Raw genomic sequence first — 16,994 nt, 5'->3', positions numbered from 1 at the left:
CCATGGCCATCGGTGATATTCTGGTCGATGTGCAAGCCGTGGCCAAGCACTATGGCGAAGGCGAGACCCGCGTCGATGCCCTCCGCCAAGTTGACCTGCAGGTGCGTGCAGGTGAGGTGATCGCACTCCTGGGGCCGTCAGGGTCTGGCAAGACGACGCTTCTGAACATCATCGGCTGCATCCTTGACCCATCCTCGGGTCGGGTGGTGCTGGATGGTGATCCGGTCTTTGACGGCAAATGGCTGCGCAGCGATCTGCGTCGTCTGCGGCTGGACAAGATTGGCTTCATCTTTCAGGCGCACAACCTGCTGCCCTTCCTGACGGCGGCAGAAAATGTATCCCTCGTCCTCGACCTTGCCGGTTGGGCGCCCGAAAAGGGAAAGGAGCGGGCAAAAGAGCTTCTCGATTATCTCGAGGTCGGCCACCGCGCCCCGGTTAAGCCCGCGCTGTTATCAGGGGGCGAGGCGCAACGCGTGGCTATCGCACGCGCGCTGGCCAACCGCCCGCGGATCATCCTTGCGGACGAGCCGACCGCGGCATTGGACAGCAAACGCGCACAACTGGTCATGGACCTGCTGCGAAAGCTTGCCGCCGAGCAGGAAGCCTGCATCCTGACGGTCACCCATGACGAGAAAATCTTCGACCGCTTCGATCGGCTTATCCATCTGCGCGACGGAAAATTGGCAGATGAGTAGTGCCTAAGGACAGTCAAGCATAAACAGATGAATCGGAGATGCGCGACAATCGCGATAGACCACAGGGACCTCCCCGCCGTCCGCACCGCCAGCGCTTTGATCCGCGCAGTGCGGACGGCGGGGTCCCTCCTATGGACTATCGCTACCCTTGGCGCCAAAAAAATCCTTGCCTGTCCAGGTAACATCTAACCAGGCATGCACGGCGATGAAGTCATCAACCGTGCCGCCCCATTTCTTCACGGAGGACAGGGCGTGGTGATAGCAACTGTCTTTCAGGGGACCGCAGAAGCGTAATCTGTCGCGTCTCGCGCCATCGCGTTGATGATCGTGAGCAGCTTGCGGGCGCATGCGGTAATCGCAAGTTTCGGAGGCTTTCCAGAATCCTGAAGTCTGGCTCGAAACGCCGCCAGCGTCGGATCGAACCGGCTGGCCACAAACCCCGCGAGGTAGAGGGCTCGCCTGATGTCGGCTCTGCCACCCCACACTCGTCTCTTGCCTCTGGATAAACCCGAGTCACATGCCTGCGGCGCAAGTCCAGCAAGCGCAGCAATCTGCTTGGCCTTCAGTCTTCCGAGCTCGGGCAATCGAGCAAGTATCACGGCAACCAGTGCCGGTCCGATACCAGGCGCCGTGCGAAGTCGACGTGCCTGTTCGAGAAGAGACCCGGAAGACGCGATGTGGCGAGCGATCTCCTTCTCAACTGCATCGAGATGATCCTCAAGAATCGCAACAAGACGCTGAATTTCCCGCCGGATCCAACCGTCGCGGCTCGTCCCGAGGCGGTTTCTCTCCGCCTGGATCACAGCGACCAAATCCTCGCGTCGCGCCACCAGGTCAGCCAAGCGCACGCGGTCAGGATCCGGGATGGGGGGAGGGACAAGGTCCAGTGCTTTCCCCATTCGGGCAAGGATCGCCGCATCAACCTTGTCGGTCTTTGCCAGCTTTCCCGTCGCCCTCGCAAACTCGCGCGCCTGTCGCGGGTTGACACGTATGAAACGGGCCTCGGCTTTGATCAGGGCTTCGATCAATGGCCGCTCATAACCACCTGAGGCTTCCAACACGACGACTGCGTCGTTCGCTGTCTTGGCGAACTTTGCAAGCGATTGTTTTGTAGACTTTATCCGCTCATGGCGGCCGTTGGACAGATAACAGACGTCGATCCAGTCCATGGCGACATCGACGCCAATGAATTCGTGAGAGGCCATTCCGGCACCTATCCTTGTTCTGCGGGATCGACACCTTGGGGAGTCCTCCCAGGCAACTGTTCAGGTTGAGCAACGGTCAGCTGGCGAGCCCCATGCTATCACTCGGGCTTGGTTGCCCAGGGATGTGTCGGGGTCTCGCCAGCCACCCTGATTATGCCAGTTTCCCAATAGACAAGGGATGTGCCATCGCCGCCTCCTCAGAAATCGTGGGTGTGGAGTTCGGACAAGGTGTACCGCTCGTTGAACTCGAGGTGGATGCATCGGGCCGCGCCGTCGAAGCAGAACTCGCCCCAAGCGCCGTCGTTGTTCTCCCAACCGCCATGGGTGTCGGAGAGGAAATCGTAGGCCAGCTGCTCGACAACATCCTCCAGTGACAGGTTGCGCATCTCGACCTCGGGGTCGTCCCAGGTCAGCGCGGCATAGGCGATCTCGGTCGCGGGGAAATCGACGGCATTCTCACCGGACCATGCGCCGATGCTTTCGATCTGGCCGCTGTCCCCGGCCCCGTCGAAGGTCACGGTGACATGGGTGATGCCGGCGGCCGTGAGGCCGTCGAAGAGGCGATCCTTGTTGCCGGGGCGCAGCGCTTCGATCCGAGCGGCACGCTCGGCATGGGCCGCGAAGATCTGCGCCATGTCGACGGTCGAGGGCGCCATCGGGGGCGCGAGGGTGGGTTCACTCAGGGTCATCGGGTGTCTCCGGTAAGGGGAAGGGATCGGAGCCGGGCCGGGCGATCTCTCTCCCCCGGACAAGCTCCAAATCCCCCCTGCCCTTCTCTGTCTCTCGGGCCTCACGCAGCGACCTGCAGTAACCTGGCGGCGAAGGCGCGCCAGAGCGGGTCGACGAGCCGCCCATCCAGAAGATCGGCGCGGTGGCGCAGCCGCTGCGCAAGATCGGGTTCACCCCAGGTTGCCGCGCGGCCCGCCTGCGCGCGCAGCTGGCTCGCCTCGGTCACCACGCCCCGCGCTTCTGTGGCGCTCATCACCGGGTGACACCACGCGACGGCGCAGTCGCTGGCGGCCCCGGCCAGCACAAGGCGCTCGTCGCGGTCGAAGATTGCTAGCAGCTGGGGCGCGGTGTTCGTGGCCATCCCCTCGGCATGGTCGATCGCGCCCAGCATGGCATCGGCCAGCGTCGCGAATCGGGCGAGCACTAGGGGCGCGGCCCGGCCCGACATCAGATCGGCCGGCGCGCGGCGCGACAGGGTCAGCGCGAACGGATGACTGAGATCGGAGTTTCCAGACGGACAACCTGGCGGGACACCCCGCGCGCCGGTGGTCGGCAGGATGGGCAAGGGCAAGTCGAGCATGGGGGAAACCTCCGACGGCGCAGGGAGCCTCTCTCCCCGCCCTATCCGTCAAAGACCAAACCGCCGCCCTCTTCCTCGAAGGAGCGACAGAAGCTGCTCAACTTGCCGACGGCAAATCACTCCATCGGACACGCAGGTATCGACCTTGCCGCTTAGGCAAATCCTTTCGGTCAATCATTCGACCTGATACCTGGAAATCCTCGTTGATCTTGACCACGAGCAACTTGTTGAAGTTCCCTGCGGTATCGACCACCACGACATCCTTCGTCTTGAAGGGGGTAATCGTTTTCACTTCGACGTGGTCATTGCCAAGTCTTCCGTCAGCGCCTTGCGCGTAGGTTTTGTTCAGCTTGATGCCATACGTGATGGCGCCGAAAAGTTCACCGACATCGCCGTAGACGGCGAGATGAAGACCCGTCTCCCTGTGATAGCTTTCCGCAAGCGATATCAGATCTTCAAAGTAGGGTATCATTGATCGGATGGCGTTGGGGTATTTTGCTCCCCACTCTTTGTAGCGCAGCTGCTCGTCAATTTCTGACCAAGTAACCCATTCGCCATCATCGTAGAACGCGCGATCAGACCAATCGATATCATCCATACTTTTCGCCCAACTTGAATCACTGCAGGCAAGTAGCAATCCAGTTTGGCAATAAAGTGGCCGGAGGCAACAGAGCCTCCGGCACAGGGTCAGCCGACCCGGTCGAGTAGCTTCTTGGCGCGCCCTTCCATGTCGAGCCGGGCATCCTGCTGGGTCTTGTCGCGCGCAAGCCGCGTGATGCCCTGCACGAAGTCGAAGATGCTCTCGGGCGGGCGGCCCTCTTCCATCAGCACCTTCTCGATGATCTTGCCCGACTCCGCCTTCGAGAAGCCGCGCTTGCGCAGGAAGTCATCCCGGTCCTCATCCGTGCGCGCCACGATCTGCTGCCGCGCGGCCTTGATTCCGTTCACGAAACCCTGCGGCGAGGAATTGCCGAAGCGCGTCAGCGCCGGGGCCGCCTCATGTGCGAAGCGCGACGCGGCGTATTTCGAGTGGCGGATCTTGATCTCCTGGAAATCCTCGACGCCCCAGAGGTTGCGGTTCTGGCACACCGCCCGAAGGTAGAAGCTCGCCATGCCGAGCGTCTTGGCGCCCACCTCGGAGTTCCAGCAATAGAAGCCCCGGAAGTAGAGATCAGGGGAACCGTCCGGCAACCGGCCCGCCTCGATCGGGTTGTGATCGTCGACGAGAAACAGGAAGACGTCGCGGTCCGAGGCATAGAGCGTGGTCGTGTCGCGGCTGATTTCGACATCGGGGTTGTAGACCCCGGTCGACCAGTCGAGCACCCCCGGCACCTTCCAGCGCGTGTCGCCGGTGCCATTGCCCGCGATCCGTTGCACCGCCTCGACCAGTTCATGGTCATGGATGCGGCCGTAGTCCGGCCCGGTCACAGCGCGCAATTCAGTGCGGCCATCCTCGGTCTCGAAAGTCTTCACCTGCTCGGCGCGGTGGTTGGTCAGGCCATACTGCAGGTTGATCCCCGCCAGCGGCGCGGGCAACTGCCGCAGGTAGGAGGCCGGAGCGCCGACGATGCTGGCAAGCTGGCCGAACGCCCAATGCGTGGGCGCAACAGGTTCATGCGCTTTCGGCAGCATCAGATGCAACCGCTCGGGGTTATCGCGCGCGGCCTCGACCCGGATATCCGCCGTCTGCACCACTCGGCTGCGGCTGCGGTCGGACCGACCTTTCACATTGGCCCAGAGATCGTCGAGCGACAGATACCGCTCATCATCGGGCCGGTTGAACCATTCGGACGACACTCGCCCGTTCCGCTCACCCCGGCTCACATCCACTTTCCAGCCACCCGCCCGCGCCGGTGCGACTGGATCCAGAACTTCTACAACGCCCATCGGCTATCTCCCGCGACGGGCGCCAGGAGCCACTCTCCCAGCCCTCAACCCGTCGCCGGGAAATCGACACTCCTCTTACTCTGGCTGATGTGAAGGGCGGGAAGCGGACCTTCGCCGCGCTTGGGTCGAACGTCGCGGAAGGGCCGTCTCTGCTGGGCAGACCCCACTCGCTTGGGGGGCAGCAAGCTGTGCCGCCGCAACTCTGCTTCGAGCCCTTTCGAGCCCTTCGTGTCGGTTTTGGGCTTCATGTTGCATGACGGGCATCCAAGTGGGTGCCTGCCAATGTCCGCGGCGCTTAGCGCGCACGGCAGGCTTGGGGGGGGGTGACACGAATTGGATGCTTACTCAGCGCTCTGGCCGGTCAGCCAACGCGAGAACGTGCTCATCGCTGATGTGGCGGGCCGGTCGGACGGCCAGGCGAGATAGTAACGTCCGACAGAAACTGTGACGCCGAAAGGCTGTGCCAAGCGGCCCTGCGCGATGTAGCTCTCGAACATGGAGATCGGCAGCAGGGCGACGCCGGCGCCTGAGGTTGCCAGCTCTGCCAAAGCCACCGAGCTGTCAAAGACCGGCCCGGTGACAGGCGGGCAAGGCACGCCTGCGGCCTCAAACCAGCCCGGCCATTCGGCGCTTCGGTAGCTGCGCAGAAGCGTTACTTGCCCGAGGTCCGAGGGATGCAGCAGCCGTGACGCGAGGCCCGGCGCGCAGAGCGGCGCCATCGGCGCCTCTGCCAGTGGGATCGCATCGTGTCCTGTCCAGCCTCCAGTGCCGAAACGGATCGCCATGTCGAGCCCCTCGCGCAGGATCTCCACCCGGTTGTTGTTGGTCGAGATCCTCAGGTCGATCTGGGGATGGGCCTGTCGGAACGCCTCGAGCCGCGGCATCAGCCAGCACATCGCGAAGGTCGTGTTGACGCCAACCTTTAGCACCTCGATGTCGCGCCGCCCGCCGAGACGGTCGAGCACCCGCGACATCGCGTCGAACCCATGCTCAAGCACGGGAAAGAGCAGGCGTCCCTCGTCGGTCGGGATCAGCCCCTGGGAGGTCCTCAGGAACAGCGCTGTGCCCAGCAGGTCCTCGAGCCGCGCGACCTGGTGGCTGACGGCAGCCTGGGTGACGCGCAGCTCGATCGCGGCCTTGGTAAAGCTGCCCTGGCGCATGGCGACCTCGAATACGCGCAGGGCATTGAGCGGCAGGTCGGGGCGATCCATGGCAGTACCTCAGCTAATGGCAGGCCATAAGATTTGTCGTTTGATGGCTGCGATCAAGCCGAAATATACAGTCCGCATGACATCATGTGATGTCGCATCCCAGGCGCCACTGGCGCAGATCCTGAAAGGAATGGTCCCATGCGGTTCACCGCTACCGTCCTGTCGCGTGTCGCGACAGGGCTCGCTCTCGGCCTGTCCATGGCCACGGCCTCCCTCGCCGAAACGCCTGTCGAGGCGCTCTCCGAAACCGTCGCCCGGATCGAGGAACAGCTCGGCGCCCGCGTCGGCCTCTCGCTCATGGAGACCGGCACGGGTTGGTCCTGGTCTCACCGCGAGGACGAGCTTTTCCTCATGAACAGCACGGTCAAGGTGCCGGTCTGCGGCGCCATCCTCGCGCGTTGGGACGCGGGCAGGCTGTCGCTCTCCGATGCGCTGCCGGTGCGCAAGGCCGACCTCGTGCCCTACGCGCCCGTCACGGAGACGCGGGTCGGCGGCAACATGACCCTCGACGAGCTCTGCCTCGCGGCGATCGACATGAGCGACAATGTGGCGGCGAACATCCTGATCGGGCATCTCGGGGGGCCGGAGGCGGTGACGCAGTTCTTCCGCAGCGTCGGCGACCCGACGAGCCGTCTCGACCGCATCGAGCCCAAGCTGAACGACTTCGCTTCTGGAGACGAGCGGGACACCACGAGCCCGGCCGCCATGTCCGAGACGCTGCGAGCGCTGCTGCTGGGCGACGTGCTGTCTCCGGAGGCCCGCGGGAAGCTGGCGGAGTGGATGCGCCACGGCGGCGTGACCGGCGCATTGCTGCGCGCCGAGGCCGAGGACGCCTGGCTGATCCTCGACAAGTCGGGCAGCGGAAGCCACACGCGCAACCTCGTCGCGGTGATCCAGCCTGAAGGCGGAGCGCCCTGGATCGCGACCATGTTCATCTCGGATACGGACGCGGAGTTCGAGGTTCGCAACGAGGCGCTCAAAGATCTGGGTAGGGCGGTGGTCGCGGTTGTTCGCGAATAGCCTATCCCAGGCGCGGCTTCCGCTCTGAGAAAGGATGTACTTTGGGCTGCGGAGCAGTGAGACATCATGCCATTGCGCAGCCGATGGTGCCGGTGGGGTGCCCTGCAATACCTGGTCGACTGGAGCCGCTCTAGCACCGTCCCTAAAGTCCCGCACCGCGGACCTCGGGATCTTGGATCTTGCTGCGCAGTGGCATGAAGGTCCGGTATGGGGAAGCTGCGCTGCAGCAACGGTGATCTTGGCCAAGGTCCGCAATGGGCCGAAAACGACTGAACCCGGCGGGTTTCCCCGCCGGGCCCGAGGGGGAGACCCCGTTCCTCAGAACGGGATCTCGTCGTCGCGGTCGACCAGCTCGGGGTTTTCGTTCTCGGCCGACTTCGGACGGCTCAGGAAGTCGACCTTCTCGGCGATGATCTCGCAGCCGTAGCGGTCGGTGCCGGTTGCGTCGGTCCACTTGGTGTAGTGGATGCGGCCGTGGACGAGGACCTTCATGCCCTTTTCGCAGTGCTCTGCGACGGTCTTGCCGAGACCGTTGAAGCAGGTGATGCGGTGCCATTCGGTGTCCATGACCCGGTAGCCGTTCTCGTCGCGCATCACGCGACCTTCCGAGAGGCGCGGCCGCGAAGTGGCCAGGGTGAAGTTGGTGATCTTCGTGCCGCCTTGGGTCGAGCGCACTTCGGGCTTCTGACCGATGTTGCCGGCGAGGATAACGATGTTCTGCATGGTAAGCTCCTGTGTTTTTTGTCCCTGGGACCGTCCCTTCGACAAGACCCGGAAAAGCCTGTCGGCTGAGGCGTGCACGGGAGACGGAACGGCGACCGGAAACCCCCAGAGGTCCGGGGAGGAGCGGGCAGCCCCAAAGGGGCAACACGGCCCGGACTGACGCGGGGTTGCGCGCCAGAGGCCGAACAGGCTTAGGGGATTATCAGTCGAAGGGATGGCACCGGGGATAGGGGCGACTTGGGGCTCTCGCAGAACTCGGCCTTCCTGGCCAAGGCAACGGGGTTGAAGCATTTACGAAAGCGCCAACCCTGCGGCTCAAGGCAACCTCATCCCCCTGCCCTATCGCGGTGACCTCTGTGGGAGTTGCGATGTTGCGATCTGACGGCTATCCCGGATGCATCATTCAGGACACGAGGACCCAATGGCAGATTTCAATCTCGAGGCGATGTCGCTGAAGGAGCTGCGGCAATTGCAGAAGGACCTCGCCAAGGCGATTTCAACCTACGAAGACCGGCACAAGGCAGAAGCCCGCGCCAAGCTGGAGGCAATCGCCAAGGAGATGGGCTACTCCCTCGCCGAACTGATCGGTATTGAGGTGAAAGCCACCCGTGCGCCGGCCCTCGCGAAGTATAGGCACCCTGAGAACGCGGCCCTCACCTGGTCGGGCCGGGGCCGGAAACCGCAGTGGTTCGCAGACCACATCAACGCCGGCAAGGACCCGAGCGCTCTGGCGGTCTGACGGAGTTGGGTGACCCCGCCCGGGCGAAGCATGGCCCAAGTTAAGGAAACCGGTTTTTGCTGACACGACTGTTCGATCATGTTAGAAAAACGACGATTTCTTAACACGACGCGGAGCACATGTTAAAGCCGACCTACGCCATTCCCGCCCTGCCACCCCCGGCCGAGATCGAAACTGTTCCTGTGCTGAAGGCGCTCGCTCGAGCCAGCCGCGCGTTAGCAGACCTGAAGGGTCAGGCGAAGACCATTCCGAACCAAGGCATTCTGATCGACACACTGGCGCTTCAGGAAGCCAAGGCCTCGTCGGAGGTCGAAAACATTGTCACAACGCAGGACGAGCTGTTCCAAGCGGATGTTTTCCCTGACGATCCGCAGTCTCCTGCTGCCAAAGAGGTAGCACTCTATCGCGATGCGTTGCGACTTGGATACGCGCGCTTGGGCCAAACCGGCGGCCTCATCCCGAACTCGGCGCTCATCGACATGTTCCGCTTGCTGAAGGGCCGCAGCGATGGGTTTCGCGCGACACCGGGAACCGCGCTGAAAAACGAGCAAACAGGGGAGATCGTCTTCGTTCCACCCCAGGACGCGCACGAGATTGTCAGCCACATGACAGCGCTCGAACGGTTCATCAACGACGATGACCTCTGCGCACTCGACCCGTTGATCAAGATGGCCTTGATCCATCATCAGTTCGAAAGCATCCACCCGTTTCCGGACAGGAACGGACGGATCGGGCGCATCCTGAATGTGCTTTATCTGACCAGAACGGGGTTGCTCGACATCCCGGTGCTCTACCTGTCGCAATTCATCACCCGCAACAAGGCGAACTACTACAGACACTTGCAGGCGGTGCGCGACACTGGGGATTGGGAAACTTGGGTCATCTACATGCTGGAGGCTGTCGCAGAAACTTCTGCCACGACAGTCGAGATCGTCACCGGCATTCGACAGCAAATGGCGGACGTGAAACACAGGCTTCGGGATGAATTGCCGAAGATCTATAGCCAGGAACTCCTGAACAACCTGTTCCGCCACCCATACACAAGGATCGAATACCTGCAGAACGATCTGGGTGTCAGTCGGCAGACGGCCGCTAAGTATCTCGACACCTTGGCTGAGCGGGGCTTTGTCGAAAAGCACCGCTCTGGAAAGAACAACTACTTCATCAACGTCGCGCTCGTGAAACTCTTCCTCGACGTGTCGGGCGGGCCGTAAGTTCCGACGCGGTGCCTAAGGCTCCTTTAGACGGTTGTGCCGATAAGCGCGTCGGCTCAACTTTCTGGTCGGCCGCAACGGCTAAGGGACGAAAGGCCCGGATCGGAGCCCCTGCCCCGACGCCGAGCCCTCGGCAAAAACCGTGGGCATCATGCCCACGGATCAACCTCAGCGACGACCTGGACCTCGTCTCCGTCGATTTCATCGGCGGGGACGGCGCCGAAGGTTCCATCCCCTGCCTGGAAGACGACGATCGAAACCATGAGCGTGGCGGCGAGGGAGGCGGCGAAGGCGTGTGCATCTTTGCGGGACATCTGTTTGGCTCCTGTCTGGGAGGCGGGGGACCATCCCCCGCGCGACAGGACCCCGCAGGCCCGAAGACTGGCTGACATCACCGGGTGCGTTCGGCTCGCCCGAATCCACCCGGCGGCACGGGCTTGCCCGTAGTCCGACCCCTCGCGGGTTGATCTCGAAGACAGGATTCGGGGCAAGGAAGGGAATGGCGAGCGGGGGACGGTGCCCAAACGTCAGGAGCCGAATGTCCCGCTGGTGCTTGGAACGCCGCCAGCCTCCCGGCCATGCTCTTGGTTGCAAACTTCCGTCTTGGGGGATGGATCCTTTGGTGCCCCGTGACTTTGCGGGACGAGATTGTGGTTCGTGAGAGGCCCGCCTGTGGGCTGGCCCCTCACGCCTTGTCAGGGCTCAGGCGGCCAGGTCCGCGCCCCCTGCCCTATCGCCGTCCTCGGCACCGACGATTTCGAGCCGCGCGTTGCGATAGCCCTCCCGCGCGATCCAGAGTTCGGCCGCGGTGACGGATTCCGCCAGATGTAGCAGCTCGGTGTTGCCACCGAAGTCCAGAAGCACGCGGACCTGCCCCAGCTTTGGTTCCTCGGCCACCTCGAAGATCAGCCGGCTGTCCGCCGAGTGGCTGCGCATGATGGTGACGAGAATGACCCCGTCCGAAGAGAAGTTGCCCTCATGCAGCGTGAAGGAGGCTGGTGCCGTCCAGGTCGTATAGACCCGGGGCGGCTCCTTCTTCACCAGACGGCCGACGCCGTTCGAGCGCTCCCAGGCTGCCAGCTTCTTGGTGAACCGTGCGGGCGGCTTGGGACTGCCGTCGGTGTAGCGGATCAGCGCCCCGAGGGGGGCTGTGTCGATGATGGTTGTTGCAGACATGATTCCTCATCCCGAATGCGAGCGACCGCATTCATCACATTGATATTGCTGTATTTTGTTAGGTTGAGGGCGGGTTTCCCCGCCCCCGGATGGCTCAGATCACTCTGCAGCCAGCATCGACGCTTTGCTGTCCGGCAGATCGACCGTCAGGAAGGCGGGGAGATCGATATCGTCGGGCGCGCTCGCATCTTCCCCCTGCCCTTCTGCAATCTCCTTGCCGTCGTCTACGGCCAGATCGGCCCGGCGCAGGACCTCAGGCAACCAGCTGCTGCCCTTGAGGAGCCGCTCGGCTTCTGTGGCCATCTCGCCCTTCTTGAGGTGATCGAGAAGCTGCGCTGTCCCCTCCCCTTTCGCCTCGCGCACGGCCTCGAGGATCCGGGCCTTGGGCACACGGTTGAGGTAGCCATCGACTGTCGGCTCCCAGCCCGCCTCGACCATGTCGAGATCCACCGCGCGGGCCACGAGATCGGCATGGGCCATGCGGCGGGTCAGGCCGCTGGCCGAGATGCCCGCCCCATAGGGGTTCACCTTCTCATGGAGCGCGTTGATCCCGAAGCTGAGGCAATGCGCCAGCAGCGCCAGACGGCTGCCCTGGTCGAGGACCGTCAGATAGTCCCAGAGCGCGGCATCATCGCCGAGAGGCAGATCAGCCTCCCAGGCGGCGTGACGCTCGTCGACGAGCTTCGCCACGACGCTGTCCTTCAGATCGGGCGCCTGGGCCGACATGTAGACGTGACGCACCGAGGCTTCGAGGCAGCTGCCCGTCGCAGAGGAGGTGCGGAAGGTATCCGTCACCAACTTCAGGAGCAGGAGCGTCAGAGCAACGTCCGGCGAACGCCCGATGGCCTCACGCAGCGCGAGGGTCCGGTGGGCGGTCAGTTCCATGACCAGCCGTTCGGGCAGCGGCTTCAGCGCGCCGTCATCTTCCTCATCGGACGCATCCGCGCCGACCGGCTGACCGCCCGAAGTGATGACGGTGCCCCCGGCGGAAGTCGCCGACGGTTTCCAACTGGAAACACCGACATCACCGCCCTGCCCCATGCCGTCCGCGGCATCGTCAGCCTGGACCGCGGTCTCCTCGCGCGGCTCATCCTCGGGCCGGACATAGCCGCGATAGACAGCCAAGCTGCCATCCCGATCCAGAGTCACGAAGACGCCCGCGCGCGGGACCTCGTCCTCATCGTAGATCAGAGGCCGCTGTTCGAGCGCTTCCATCGCCATCTCGAGCTGCCCGAGCCGAGCGTCGATCTCCTCGGGGTATTCGTCTTGGCCGGAATACTCTTCCTCCAGCGTGCGGTACTCGGCGAGGAGCACAGCGTGGGCCGCGCTTTCCTCCTCGGTCATCGGCGCCGGATCACCGGTCAGACGCCGGAGACCATGGCTGTAGCCATAAGGCAGGTCGGTCGCGACCTCGATCCACTTCCAGCCCTCGGAAGTCAGCGCTTCAGCTTCGGCCTGGAGCTTCTCGGCAACCAGCCGGTCGAGCAGGGCAGGGTCCTCGAGCCAGCCGCCGTCATCGCCCTGGAAGAGATCGCGCAGCACGACACCGCCCGCCGCCTCATATGCAGCGATACCGACGAAGACCGCGCGACGATCCGAGGCCCGAACCGAGGTCTCCGTGAGCATGCGCCGGATGGCATAAGGCTCCTTGTTCCAGGAGTTCTTCACCGCATCCCAGACCTGCACCTGACGCGCATGATCCGGGTTCACCGTGAACGCCATCAGCTGTTCGAGCGTCATGCCATCCTCGGCATAGACCTCGAGCAGGGCAGGGGCCACGGAGGCGAGCTTCAGGCGCTGCTTGATGATCTGCGGCGTGACGAAGAAGGCCGCTGCGATCGCTTCCTCGCCCTGACCCTTTTCGCGCAGGGCCTGAAACGCGCGGAACTGGTCCAGCGGGTGCAGGGCGACGCGCTGCATGTTCTCCGCCAGCGAGTCGTCCTCGGCGAGGATCTCCGACGCCGTATCCCGCACGATGCAAGGGATCGGCGCGGTCTTGGTCAGCCGCTTCTGCTTCACCAGCAGCGACAGCGCCTGGAAACGACGACCACCAGCCGGGATCTCGAATATGCCGGTTTCGATCCCTTTAGCATCGACCACGGGCCGGACGTTCAAGCCCTGCAGCAGGCCGCGCCGCGCGATGTCTTCGGCCAGTTCCTCAATCGAGACGCCTGCCTTGATGCGCCGCACGTTGGACTGGCTCAGCACGAGCTTGTCGAAGGGGATGTCCCGCGAGGGGGACAGGATGACTTTCTGGGCTGCTTTCGCCATCAGATCTTCTCCACGACGGGCGCCGGAAGCCACTCTCCCGATCTCACTTCCCGTCACTCCTCAAACCCCCAACCTTTCTCTCTCTTCGGCGTTCTTGACCGCGGTCAAGAAGTCAAAGCTGCATGTTCTATGCGCCCAGGATCGTTTCAAAGTATGCCTCGGGCTGCCTGATCGTTTCTCCTTTCCCCAACAGGTAATCTAAGATCACTAGAAGCCGTCCAGCGCCGGTTTTCTGGAGGCCACGCATCAGCTTTTCTTGGCGTATTCTAAGCAATCGCCCGATATCGAAGAGAACGCGGTTGAGGGCTTCTCCTGTTCGTGGTGGGTCTGGAAAGAAGTCAGAGACATGTGTGAAGTCTGTCCATGACATTTTTTCAGGGTCTCGGTTCATGGAAGGCCCTGCAATGTTTCGGTCAGCGCTGGTCTGCTTTGCCTGCGCGTCCTTCTTAATAAGTTCTTTTTTTATGGACTCTACCTGCCGGTCATTTTGTCCGTTCTTGGCGGACATTTCGCGCGTGCAATCATGGGTGAGGGCTTGGTCGCGTGATTGGATTTCGTCCACGGGCGCGCTTGAATTCTCGCACTCTCCGTAGCTCTGTGCGGCGTTGGCTCCGAGTTCTCGGAGATCAGCGATGATCTGCAAGACTGCATCAACCGTGAGAGTTGCTCGTCGAAGGATGTTCCTGATCGCTCCGAGTGAGGACAGCCGCGCTTCGTCGAGGCGCTGGTCCTGAAGGAGGGATGCGCGCAGTGCTAGTGCTTCTGCCCTGAGGGAGCGAAGGCGTTCACGCTTCTCCGCAACCTTCAATGCTTCGGCCGCCAGTGCGTCGTGGTTCTGTATCAGTGGGTTCAGGTCGATCCCAAACGCGTCCCGGATGATGCCGCCATACCGCAGAGGGAAGCGTTTGCCGTTTGCCGAGTTCTTCCGGTCAATGAGGCCGGCTGCGTCAAGACGGCCTAAGCAGCGACGTAGGGTCCTCTCATCGACGCCGTTTGCGCGCTCAGACAAGGAGGCATTGGAGGGGAACACAACGGTAAGTTTGGGTGGGGTCTCACCACTTATGGTTTGTCGATCACGGGGAAGAAAGCTGATCAGGGCCGTCAAGACTGTGATGTCGTTGCTCGTCAGGCCAAGTTCTTTCCGCAGGGCGCGTACCGGTCCCAGAAGTTCGTAGATAGTAGGGCAGGCAATAGCTCTCGGTTCCGCCATGGCGGTTCGTGTTTGAGTGACATGTCTCATGGTGTTTCGGAAGAAAAAGCTTCCCCGGTCACCGCGAGCGGTGTTGAACTCGATTCGTTTTGGGGGTATCAATCAGGTGTCGAGACTGATTGAGGCCCTTCGGAAGCACCGCTTTCGGGGGGTCTTTCCTTTTCTAGCCGGTCCTCCTTTCGTTTTCTGCTCGTTGCTCTAGATGTCTTGACTGCGGTCAAGACACGGGGTCGTCACTCTGGGCCATCTTGACCGCGGTCAAGAAGCTCGCCGATCAGTTTTCGGATGGCATCTTCGACGCGCGGGGCAAGATCAGCGTCCACATCGATGGTGATGCGGTTGCCTTTGCGGCCAATCTTAACGCGCTCACCTGACTCAGCCTTGGGCGGAGTTGTCTTGGTGGCCGTGAGCAGCGTAACCGCTGCGTCAAGTCGCTCTGGACCCGGCAAGGTTCGTGGGATTTCGCGGGCAACTTCCCTGGCTCTCGAGACGTCCTTCTCGCACAGCCTGAAAAGCTTCTCCCAGACCCGCCTACCAACGCCATGTGCTGGTCCGATGGCCTGGATCAGCTCCATCGGAATGCCCGTCGCGATACGGTTCATCCGAGAGACCAGAGACTCATCGATCTGGAGTGCCCGATAGGCGATGGTCTGGGCGTTCTTGCGCGTCTCGTCTGTTTTCCCAAGTTCTCGAATGATGCCGGCGACGAACAAAGCCCTCTCGATAAACGAGGGGTCTTGGCGGGCATTGTTCTCCACGCCTTGGGCGATCAGCGCTTCCTCTTCGGTCATTTCCATGACCGTGGCCCGCACCTTCTGACCAAGCTCACGACATGCGAGAAGCCTGCGGCGCCCATAGACGATCTCAAGTGCGCCATCCTGGGTTCGGCGGACGAGAATGGGAACCTTTTGCCCATGCTCACGGATCGAGGACACAAGTTCCTCGAGGCCATCGCTCGGATCGATACGGTCCATGACTGCGGACATCCGCACGGCGCTCGGGTCGATCAGGCGCGTGGCGTGTTTGTCTTCCTCGAGCACGGATGCTTGCGCACGAGCGACTGTCGGGCTCGTACGTTTCAGATCAAGATCCACGTCCTCTTCTGCGGTCGCGGCATTGCCCATCGCGTTCTTGAGGGAATCTCCGAAGACCTTACGCGCCATGGCTACGCCCCCATGCCTTTAGGATTTCGCGTTCGACTTCGTCGGTCACGCGCGAAACGGACTCGATTGCACGTTCGTAGGTTCTGCGGTTCACGTCGCGAGGTTCGACCTCAAAGATGCTCTGCTGCGTATTGGCGGCATCACCTACCGCTGTCGACTTCAGGAACTCGGCCGGGAGGACCGCATCGCCAAGGACCGTCCGAAGCAGAGACGAGATCTGGACCTGCGGACCATCGGTATTCTCGTAGCGGGTGATCAGCACCCGCACGAAGTTCAGGCCGTGTTCGGGAGCATGCGCCTCGACGACGCCCATCAGGTTGCTTGCCATACCGAGGAAGCTTGCCAGGGACATGACATCAAGCATGGACGCGTTGAGCGGGATCAGGACCCCGGTGGAAGCAAAGAGGGCAGAGATCACCGAGAAGTTCAGCTGCGGCGGGGTGTCGAAGATCACCACATCATATCGGCTCAGGACAGGCTCAAGCGCTTCACGGATCCGACTGTGGAAGGTGGTGGCGCCGTGTCTGAAGCTCAGAGCGACCTCGAACTCATACTCCATGATGTCCATGGAGGCCGGGATCAGATCCACTGTCGGGAAGTTCGTTTTGCGAATGATATCTGAGGCGGGCAGGGGCCCCTCGGATCGGATCAGATCGTAGGAGGTCGGCATGTCCGGATCGAGCTCAGGGGTAACCCCGAACAGGTTTGTCAGACTTGCCTGGCTGTCGAGGTCGATAAGCAGGACCCGATAGCCGCGAAGGCCCAGAAGCTGACCAACATGAGCAACGGTCGACGTTTTTGCGCTGCCGCCCTTCAGGTTGAAGATCGTCACGACCTGGCACGGTTCGCCGGCTCTTCTGTGAGGGTGTTCATCGGGCTTGATCCTACCCGTCTCAAGAAGGACGCGTTGGGCTTCGACCATGTCCTCGGCAGTGAAGCTGCGGCGGTTGCCACCCTCGAGGGTGCCTTCCGGAAAGCCTTCGAGATTTGACACATGATGGCGGAAGGTGTTCTGGTTGATCCGAAGCAGATCGGCGGCTTCCCGCATCGCGAAGCGACGGAGACCCTTCTGGGCATCCGGTGGGAACGTCTCCTGCGCATGTTCACGCAACCGGCTACCGAGCCGCTTGGACATGACATCGAATCTTTGAGATGCCCGTATCCCGCTCAT

17 protein-coding genes and 1 pseudogene are annotated in these 16,994 nt (G+C 62.3%); 4 read left to right on the top strand and 14 right to left on the bottom strand.

The window, feature by feature from the left end:
- Positions 1 to 2 precede the first annotated feature (2 nt).
- Positions 3 to 695, top strand: coding sequence for an ABC transporter ATP-binding protein (locus AC4PTB_RS17450; RefSeq protein WP_028030781.1), 693 nt, complete (start codon positions 3 to 5; stop codon positions 693 to 695).
- 183 nt (positions 696 to 878) lie between these two features.
- On the opposite strand, the pseudogene AC4PTB_RS17445 reads toward AC4PTB_RS17450, so the two are convergent.
- The 7 genes and pseudogenes from AC4PTB_RS17445 to AC4PTB_RS17415 form a co-directional block, all read right to left on the bottom strand.
- A pseudogene (locus AC4PTB_RS17445) lies at positions 879 to 971 on the bottom strand (DUF6915 family protein); the annotation flags it as partial.
- Entirely contained in the window at positions 968 to 1,900 is a 933-nt protein-coding gene (locus AC4PTB_RS17440; RefSeq protein WP_136904899.1) for an IS110 family RNA-guided transposase, read from the bottom strand. The gene AC4PTB_RS17440 and the pseudogene AC4PTB_RS17445, both read right to left, overlap by 4 nt.
- A 197-nt stretch (positions 1,901 to 2,097) precedes the next feature.
- Positions 2,098 to 2,589 carry a DUF6878 family protein gene (locus tag AC4PTB_RS17435; protein ID WP_028030782.1) on the bottom strand — a complete coding sequence of 164 codons (492 nt, stop codon included), beginning with the start codon at positions 2,587 to 2,589 and terminating at the stop codon, positions 2,098 to 2,100.
- Between the two features lie 101 nt (positions 2,590 to 2,690).
- Positions 2,691 to 3,209, bottom strand: a complete 519-nt coding sequence (locus tag AC4PTB_RS17430) for a hypothetical protein (RefSeq protein WP_028030783.1) — start codon at positions 3,207 to 3,209, stop codon at positions 2,691 to 2,693.
- 97 nt (positions 3,210 to 3,306) lie between these two features.
- A complete protein-coding gene (locus AC4PTB_RS17425; RefSeq protein WP_028030784.1) occupies positions 3,307 to 3,807 on the bottom strand; it encodes a hypothetical protein in 501 nt (166 codons plus the stop codon).
- An 89-nt stretch (positions 3,808 to 3,896) separates the two neighbouring features.
- Entirely contained in the window at positions 3,897 to 5,096 is a 1,200-nt protein-coding gene (locus tag AC4PTB_RS17420; protein ID WP_089258505.1) for a DUF932 domain-containing protein, read from the bottom strand.
- A gap of 341 nt (positions 5,097 to 5,437) precedes the next feature.
- A complete protein-coding gene (locus AC4PTB_RS17415) occupies positions 5,438 to 6,307 on the bottom strand; it encodes a LysR family transcriptional regulator (protein WP_035026280.1) in 870 nt (289 codons plus the stop codon).
- Positions 6,308 to 6,445: 138 nt separating this feature from the next.
- On the opposite strand from AC4PTB_RS17415, the gene blaRCP reads away from it, so the two are divergent.
- Positions 6,446 to 7,327 (top strand): RCP family class A beta-lactamase, encoded by an 882-nt coding sequence (gene blaRCP / locus AC4PTB_RS17410; RefSeq protein WP_028030786.1) that lies wholly within the window; start codon positions 6,446 to 6,448, stop codon positions 7,325 to 7,327.
- 318 nt (positions 7,328 to 7,645) lie between these two features.
- On the opposite strand, the gene AC4PTB_RS17405 is transcribed toward blaRCP, so the two are convergent.
- Positions 7,646 to 8,050, bottom strand: coding sequence for a single-stranded DNA-binding protein (locus tag AC4PTB_RS17405; RefSeq protein WP_136904900.1), 405 nt, complete (start codon positions 8,048 to 8,050; stop codon positions 7,646 to 7,648).
- A gap of 421 nt (positions 8,051 to 8,471) precedes the next feature.
- Between AC4PTB_RS17405 and AC4PTB_RS17400 the strand changes: the two genes are divergently transcribed.
- Both AC4PTB_RS17400 and AC4PTB_RS17395 read left to right on the top strand, forming a co-directional pair.
- Positions 8,472 to 8,789, top strand: coding sequence for an H-NS histone family protein (locus tag AC4PTB_RS17400; protein ID WP_136904901.1), 318 nt, complete (start codon positions 8,472 to 8,474; stop codon positions 8,787 to 8,789).
- A gap of 119 nt (positions 8,790 to 8,908) precedes the next feature.
- Positions 8,909 to 10,003, top strand: coding sequence for a Fic family protein (locus AC4PTB_RS17395; protein ID WP_492192665.1), 1,095 nt, complete (start codon positions 8,909 to 8,911; stop codon positions 10,001 to 10,003).
- A 149-nt stretch (positions 10,004 to 10,152) separates the two neighbouring features.
- On the opposite strand, the gene AC4PTB_RS17390 is transcribed toward AC4PTB_RS17395, so the two are convergent.
- The 6 genes from AC4PTB_RS17390 to repA all read right to left on the bottom strand — a co-directional run bounded on the left by AC4PTB_RS17390 (position 10,153) and on the right by repA (position 16,958).
- Complete coding sequence (locus tag AC4PTB_RS17390) at positions 10,153 to 10,317, bottom strand: hypothetical protein (RefSeq protein WP_018001789.1); 165 nt, start codon at positions 10,315 to 10,317, stop codon at positions 10,153 to 10,155.
- A gap of 388 nt (positions 10,318 to 10,705) precedes the next feature.
- On the bottom strand, positions 10,706 to 11,179 hold the full coding sequence (locus tag AC4PTB_RS17385; RefSeq protein ID WP_136904903.1) for a UCP036055 family protein: 474 nt from the start codon (positions 11,177 to 11,179) through the stop codon (positions 10,706 to 10,708).
- A gap of 99 nt (positions 11,180 to 11,278) precedes the next feature.
- Positions 11,279 to 13,450 (bottom strand): ParB/RepB/Spo0J family partition protein, encoded by a 2,172-nt coding sequence (locus AC4PTB_RS17380; RefSeq protein ID WP_136904904.1) that lies wholly within the window; start codon positions 13,448 to 13,450, stop codon positions 11,279 to 11,281.
- A 127-nt stretch (positions 13,451 to 13,577) separates the two neighbouring features.
- A complete protein-coding gene (locus AC4PTB_RS17375) occupies positions 13,578 to 14,690 on the bottom strand; it encodes a helix-turn-helix domain-containing protein (RefSeq protein ID WP_136904905.1) in 1,113 nt (370 codons plus the stop codon).
- A 203-nt stretch (positions 14,691 to 14,893) separates the two neighbouring features.
- A complete protein-coding gene (locus tag AC4PTB_RS17370) occupies positions 14,894 to 15,823 on the bottom strand; it encodes a ParB/RepB/Spo0J family partition protein (RefSeq protein ID WP_136904906.1) in 930 nt (309 codons plus the stop codon).
- Entirely contained in the window at positions 15,813 to 16,958 is a 1,146-nt protein-coding gene (repA, locus tag AC4PTB_RS17365; protein ID WP_169583144.1) for a plasmid partitioning protein RepA, read from the bottom strand. The genes AC4PTB_RS17370 and repA overlap by 11 nt, the downstream gene beginning before the upstream one ends.
- Positions 16,959 to 16,994 lie beyond the last annotated feature (36 nt).

This window comes from Rhodobacter sp. 4.3.4 (genome assembly GCF_058724655.1).
The sequence above is the reverse complement of the archived record's forward strand: the minus strand, read 5'-3'. Positions and strand labels throughout refer to the sequence as shown.

What these genes read in the sequence shown, in the direction of transcription:
- AC4PTB_RS17450 (WP_028030781.1), top strand. Translation starts at nt 3, where the DNA reads ATGGCCATCGGTGATATTCTGGTCGATGTGCAAGCCGTGGCCAAGCAC.
- AC4PTB_RS17440 (WP_136904899.1), bottom strand. Translation starts at nt 1,900, where the DNA reads ATGGCCTCTCACGAATTCATTGGCGTCGATGTCGCCATGGACTGGATC.
- AC4PTB_RS17435 (WP_028030782.1), bottom strand. Translation starts at nt 2,589, where the DNA reads ATGACCCTGAGTGAACCCACCCTCGCGCCCCCGATGGCGCCCTCGACC.
- AC4PTB_RS17430 (WP_028030783.1), bottom strand. Translation starts at nt 3,209, where the DNA reads ATGCTCGACTTGCCCTTGCCCATCCTGCCGACCACCGGCGCGCGGGGT.
- AC4PTB_RS17425 (WP_028030784.1), bottom strand. Translation starts at nt 3,807, where the DNA reads ATGGATGATATCGATTGGTCTGATCGCGCGTTCTACGATGATGGCGAA.
- AC4PTB_RS17420 (WP_089258505.1), bottom strand. Translation starts at nt 5,096, where the DNA reads ATGGGCGTTGTAGAAGTTCTGGATCCAGTCGCACCGGCGCGGGCGGGT.
- AC4PTB_RS17415 (WP_035026280.1), bottom strand. Translation starts at nt 6,307, where the DNA reads ATGGATCGCCCCGACCTGCCGCTCAATGCCCTGCGCGTATTCGAGGTC.
- blaRCP (WP_028030786.1), top strand. Translation starts at nt 6,446, where the DNA reads ATGCGGTTCACCGCTACCGTCCTGTCGCGTGTCGCGACAGGGCTCGCT.
- AC4PTB_RS17405 (WP_136904900.1), bottom strand. Translation starts at nt 8,050, where the DNA reads ATGCAGAACATCGTTATCCTCGCCGGCAACATCGGTCAGAAGCCCGAA.
- AC4PTB_RS17400 (WP_136904901.1), top strand. Translation starts at nt 8,472, where the DNA reads ATGGCAGATTTCAATCTCGAGGCGATGTCGCTGAAGGAGCTGCGGCAA.
- AC4PTB_RS17395 (WP_492192665.1), top strand. Translation starts at nt 8,909, where the DNA reads ATGTTAAAGCCGACCTACGCCATTCCCGCCCTGCCACCCCCGGCCGAG.
- AC4PTB_RS17390 (WP_018001789.1), bottom strand. Translation starts at nt 10,317, where the DNA reads ATGTCCCGCAAAGATGCACACGCCTTCGCCGCCTCCCTCGCCGCCACG.
- AC4PTB_RS17385 (WP_136904903.1), bottom strand. Translation starts at nt 11,179, where the DNA reads ATGTCTGCAACAACCATCATCGACACAGCCCCCCTCGGGGCGCTGATC.
- AC4PTB_RS17380 (WP_136904904.1), bottom strand. Translation starts at nt 13,450, where the DNA reads ATGGCGAAAGCAGCCCAGAAAGTCATCCTGTCCCCCTCGCGGGACATC.
- AC4PTB_RS17375 (WP_136904905.1), bottom strand. Translation starts at nt 14,690, where the DNA reads ATGAGACATGTCACTCAAACACGAACCGCCATGGCGGAACCGAGAGCT.
- AC4PTB_RS17370 (WP_136904906.1), bottom strand. Translation starts at nt 15,823, where the DNA reads ATGGCGCGTAAGGTCTTCGGAGATTCCCTCAAGAACGCGATGGGCAAT.
- repA (WP_169583144.1), bottom strand. Translation starts at nt 16,958, where the DNA reads ATGTCCAAGCGGCTCGGTAGCCGGTTGCGTGAACATGCGCAGGAGACG.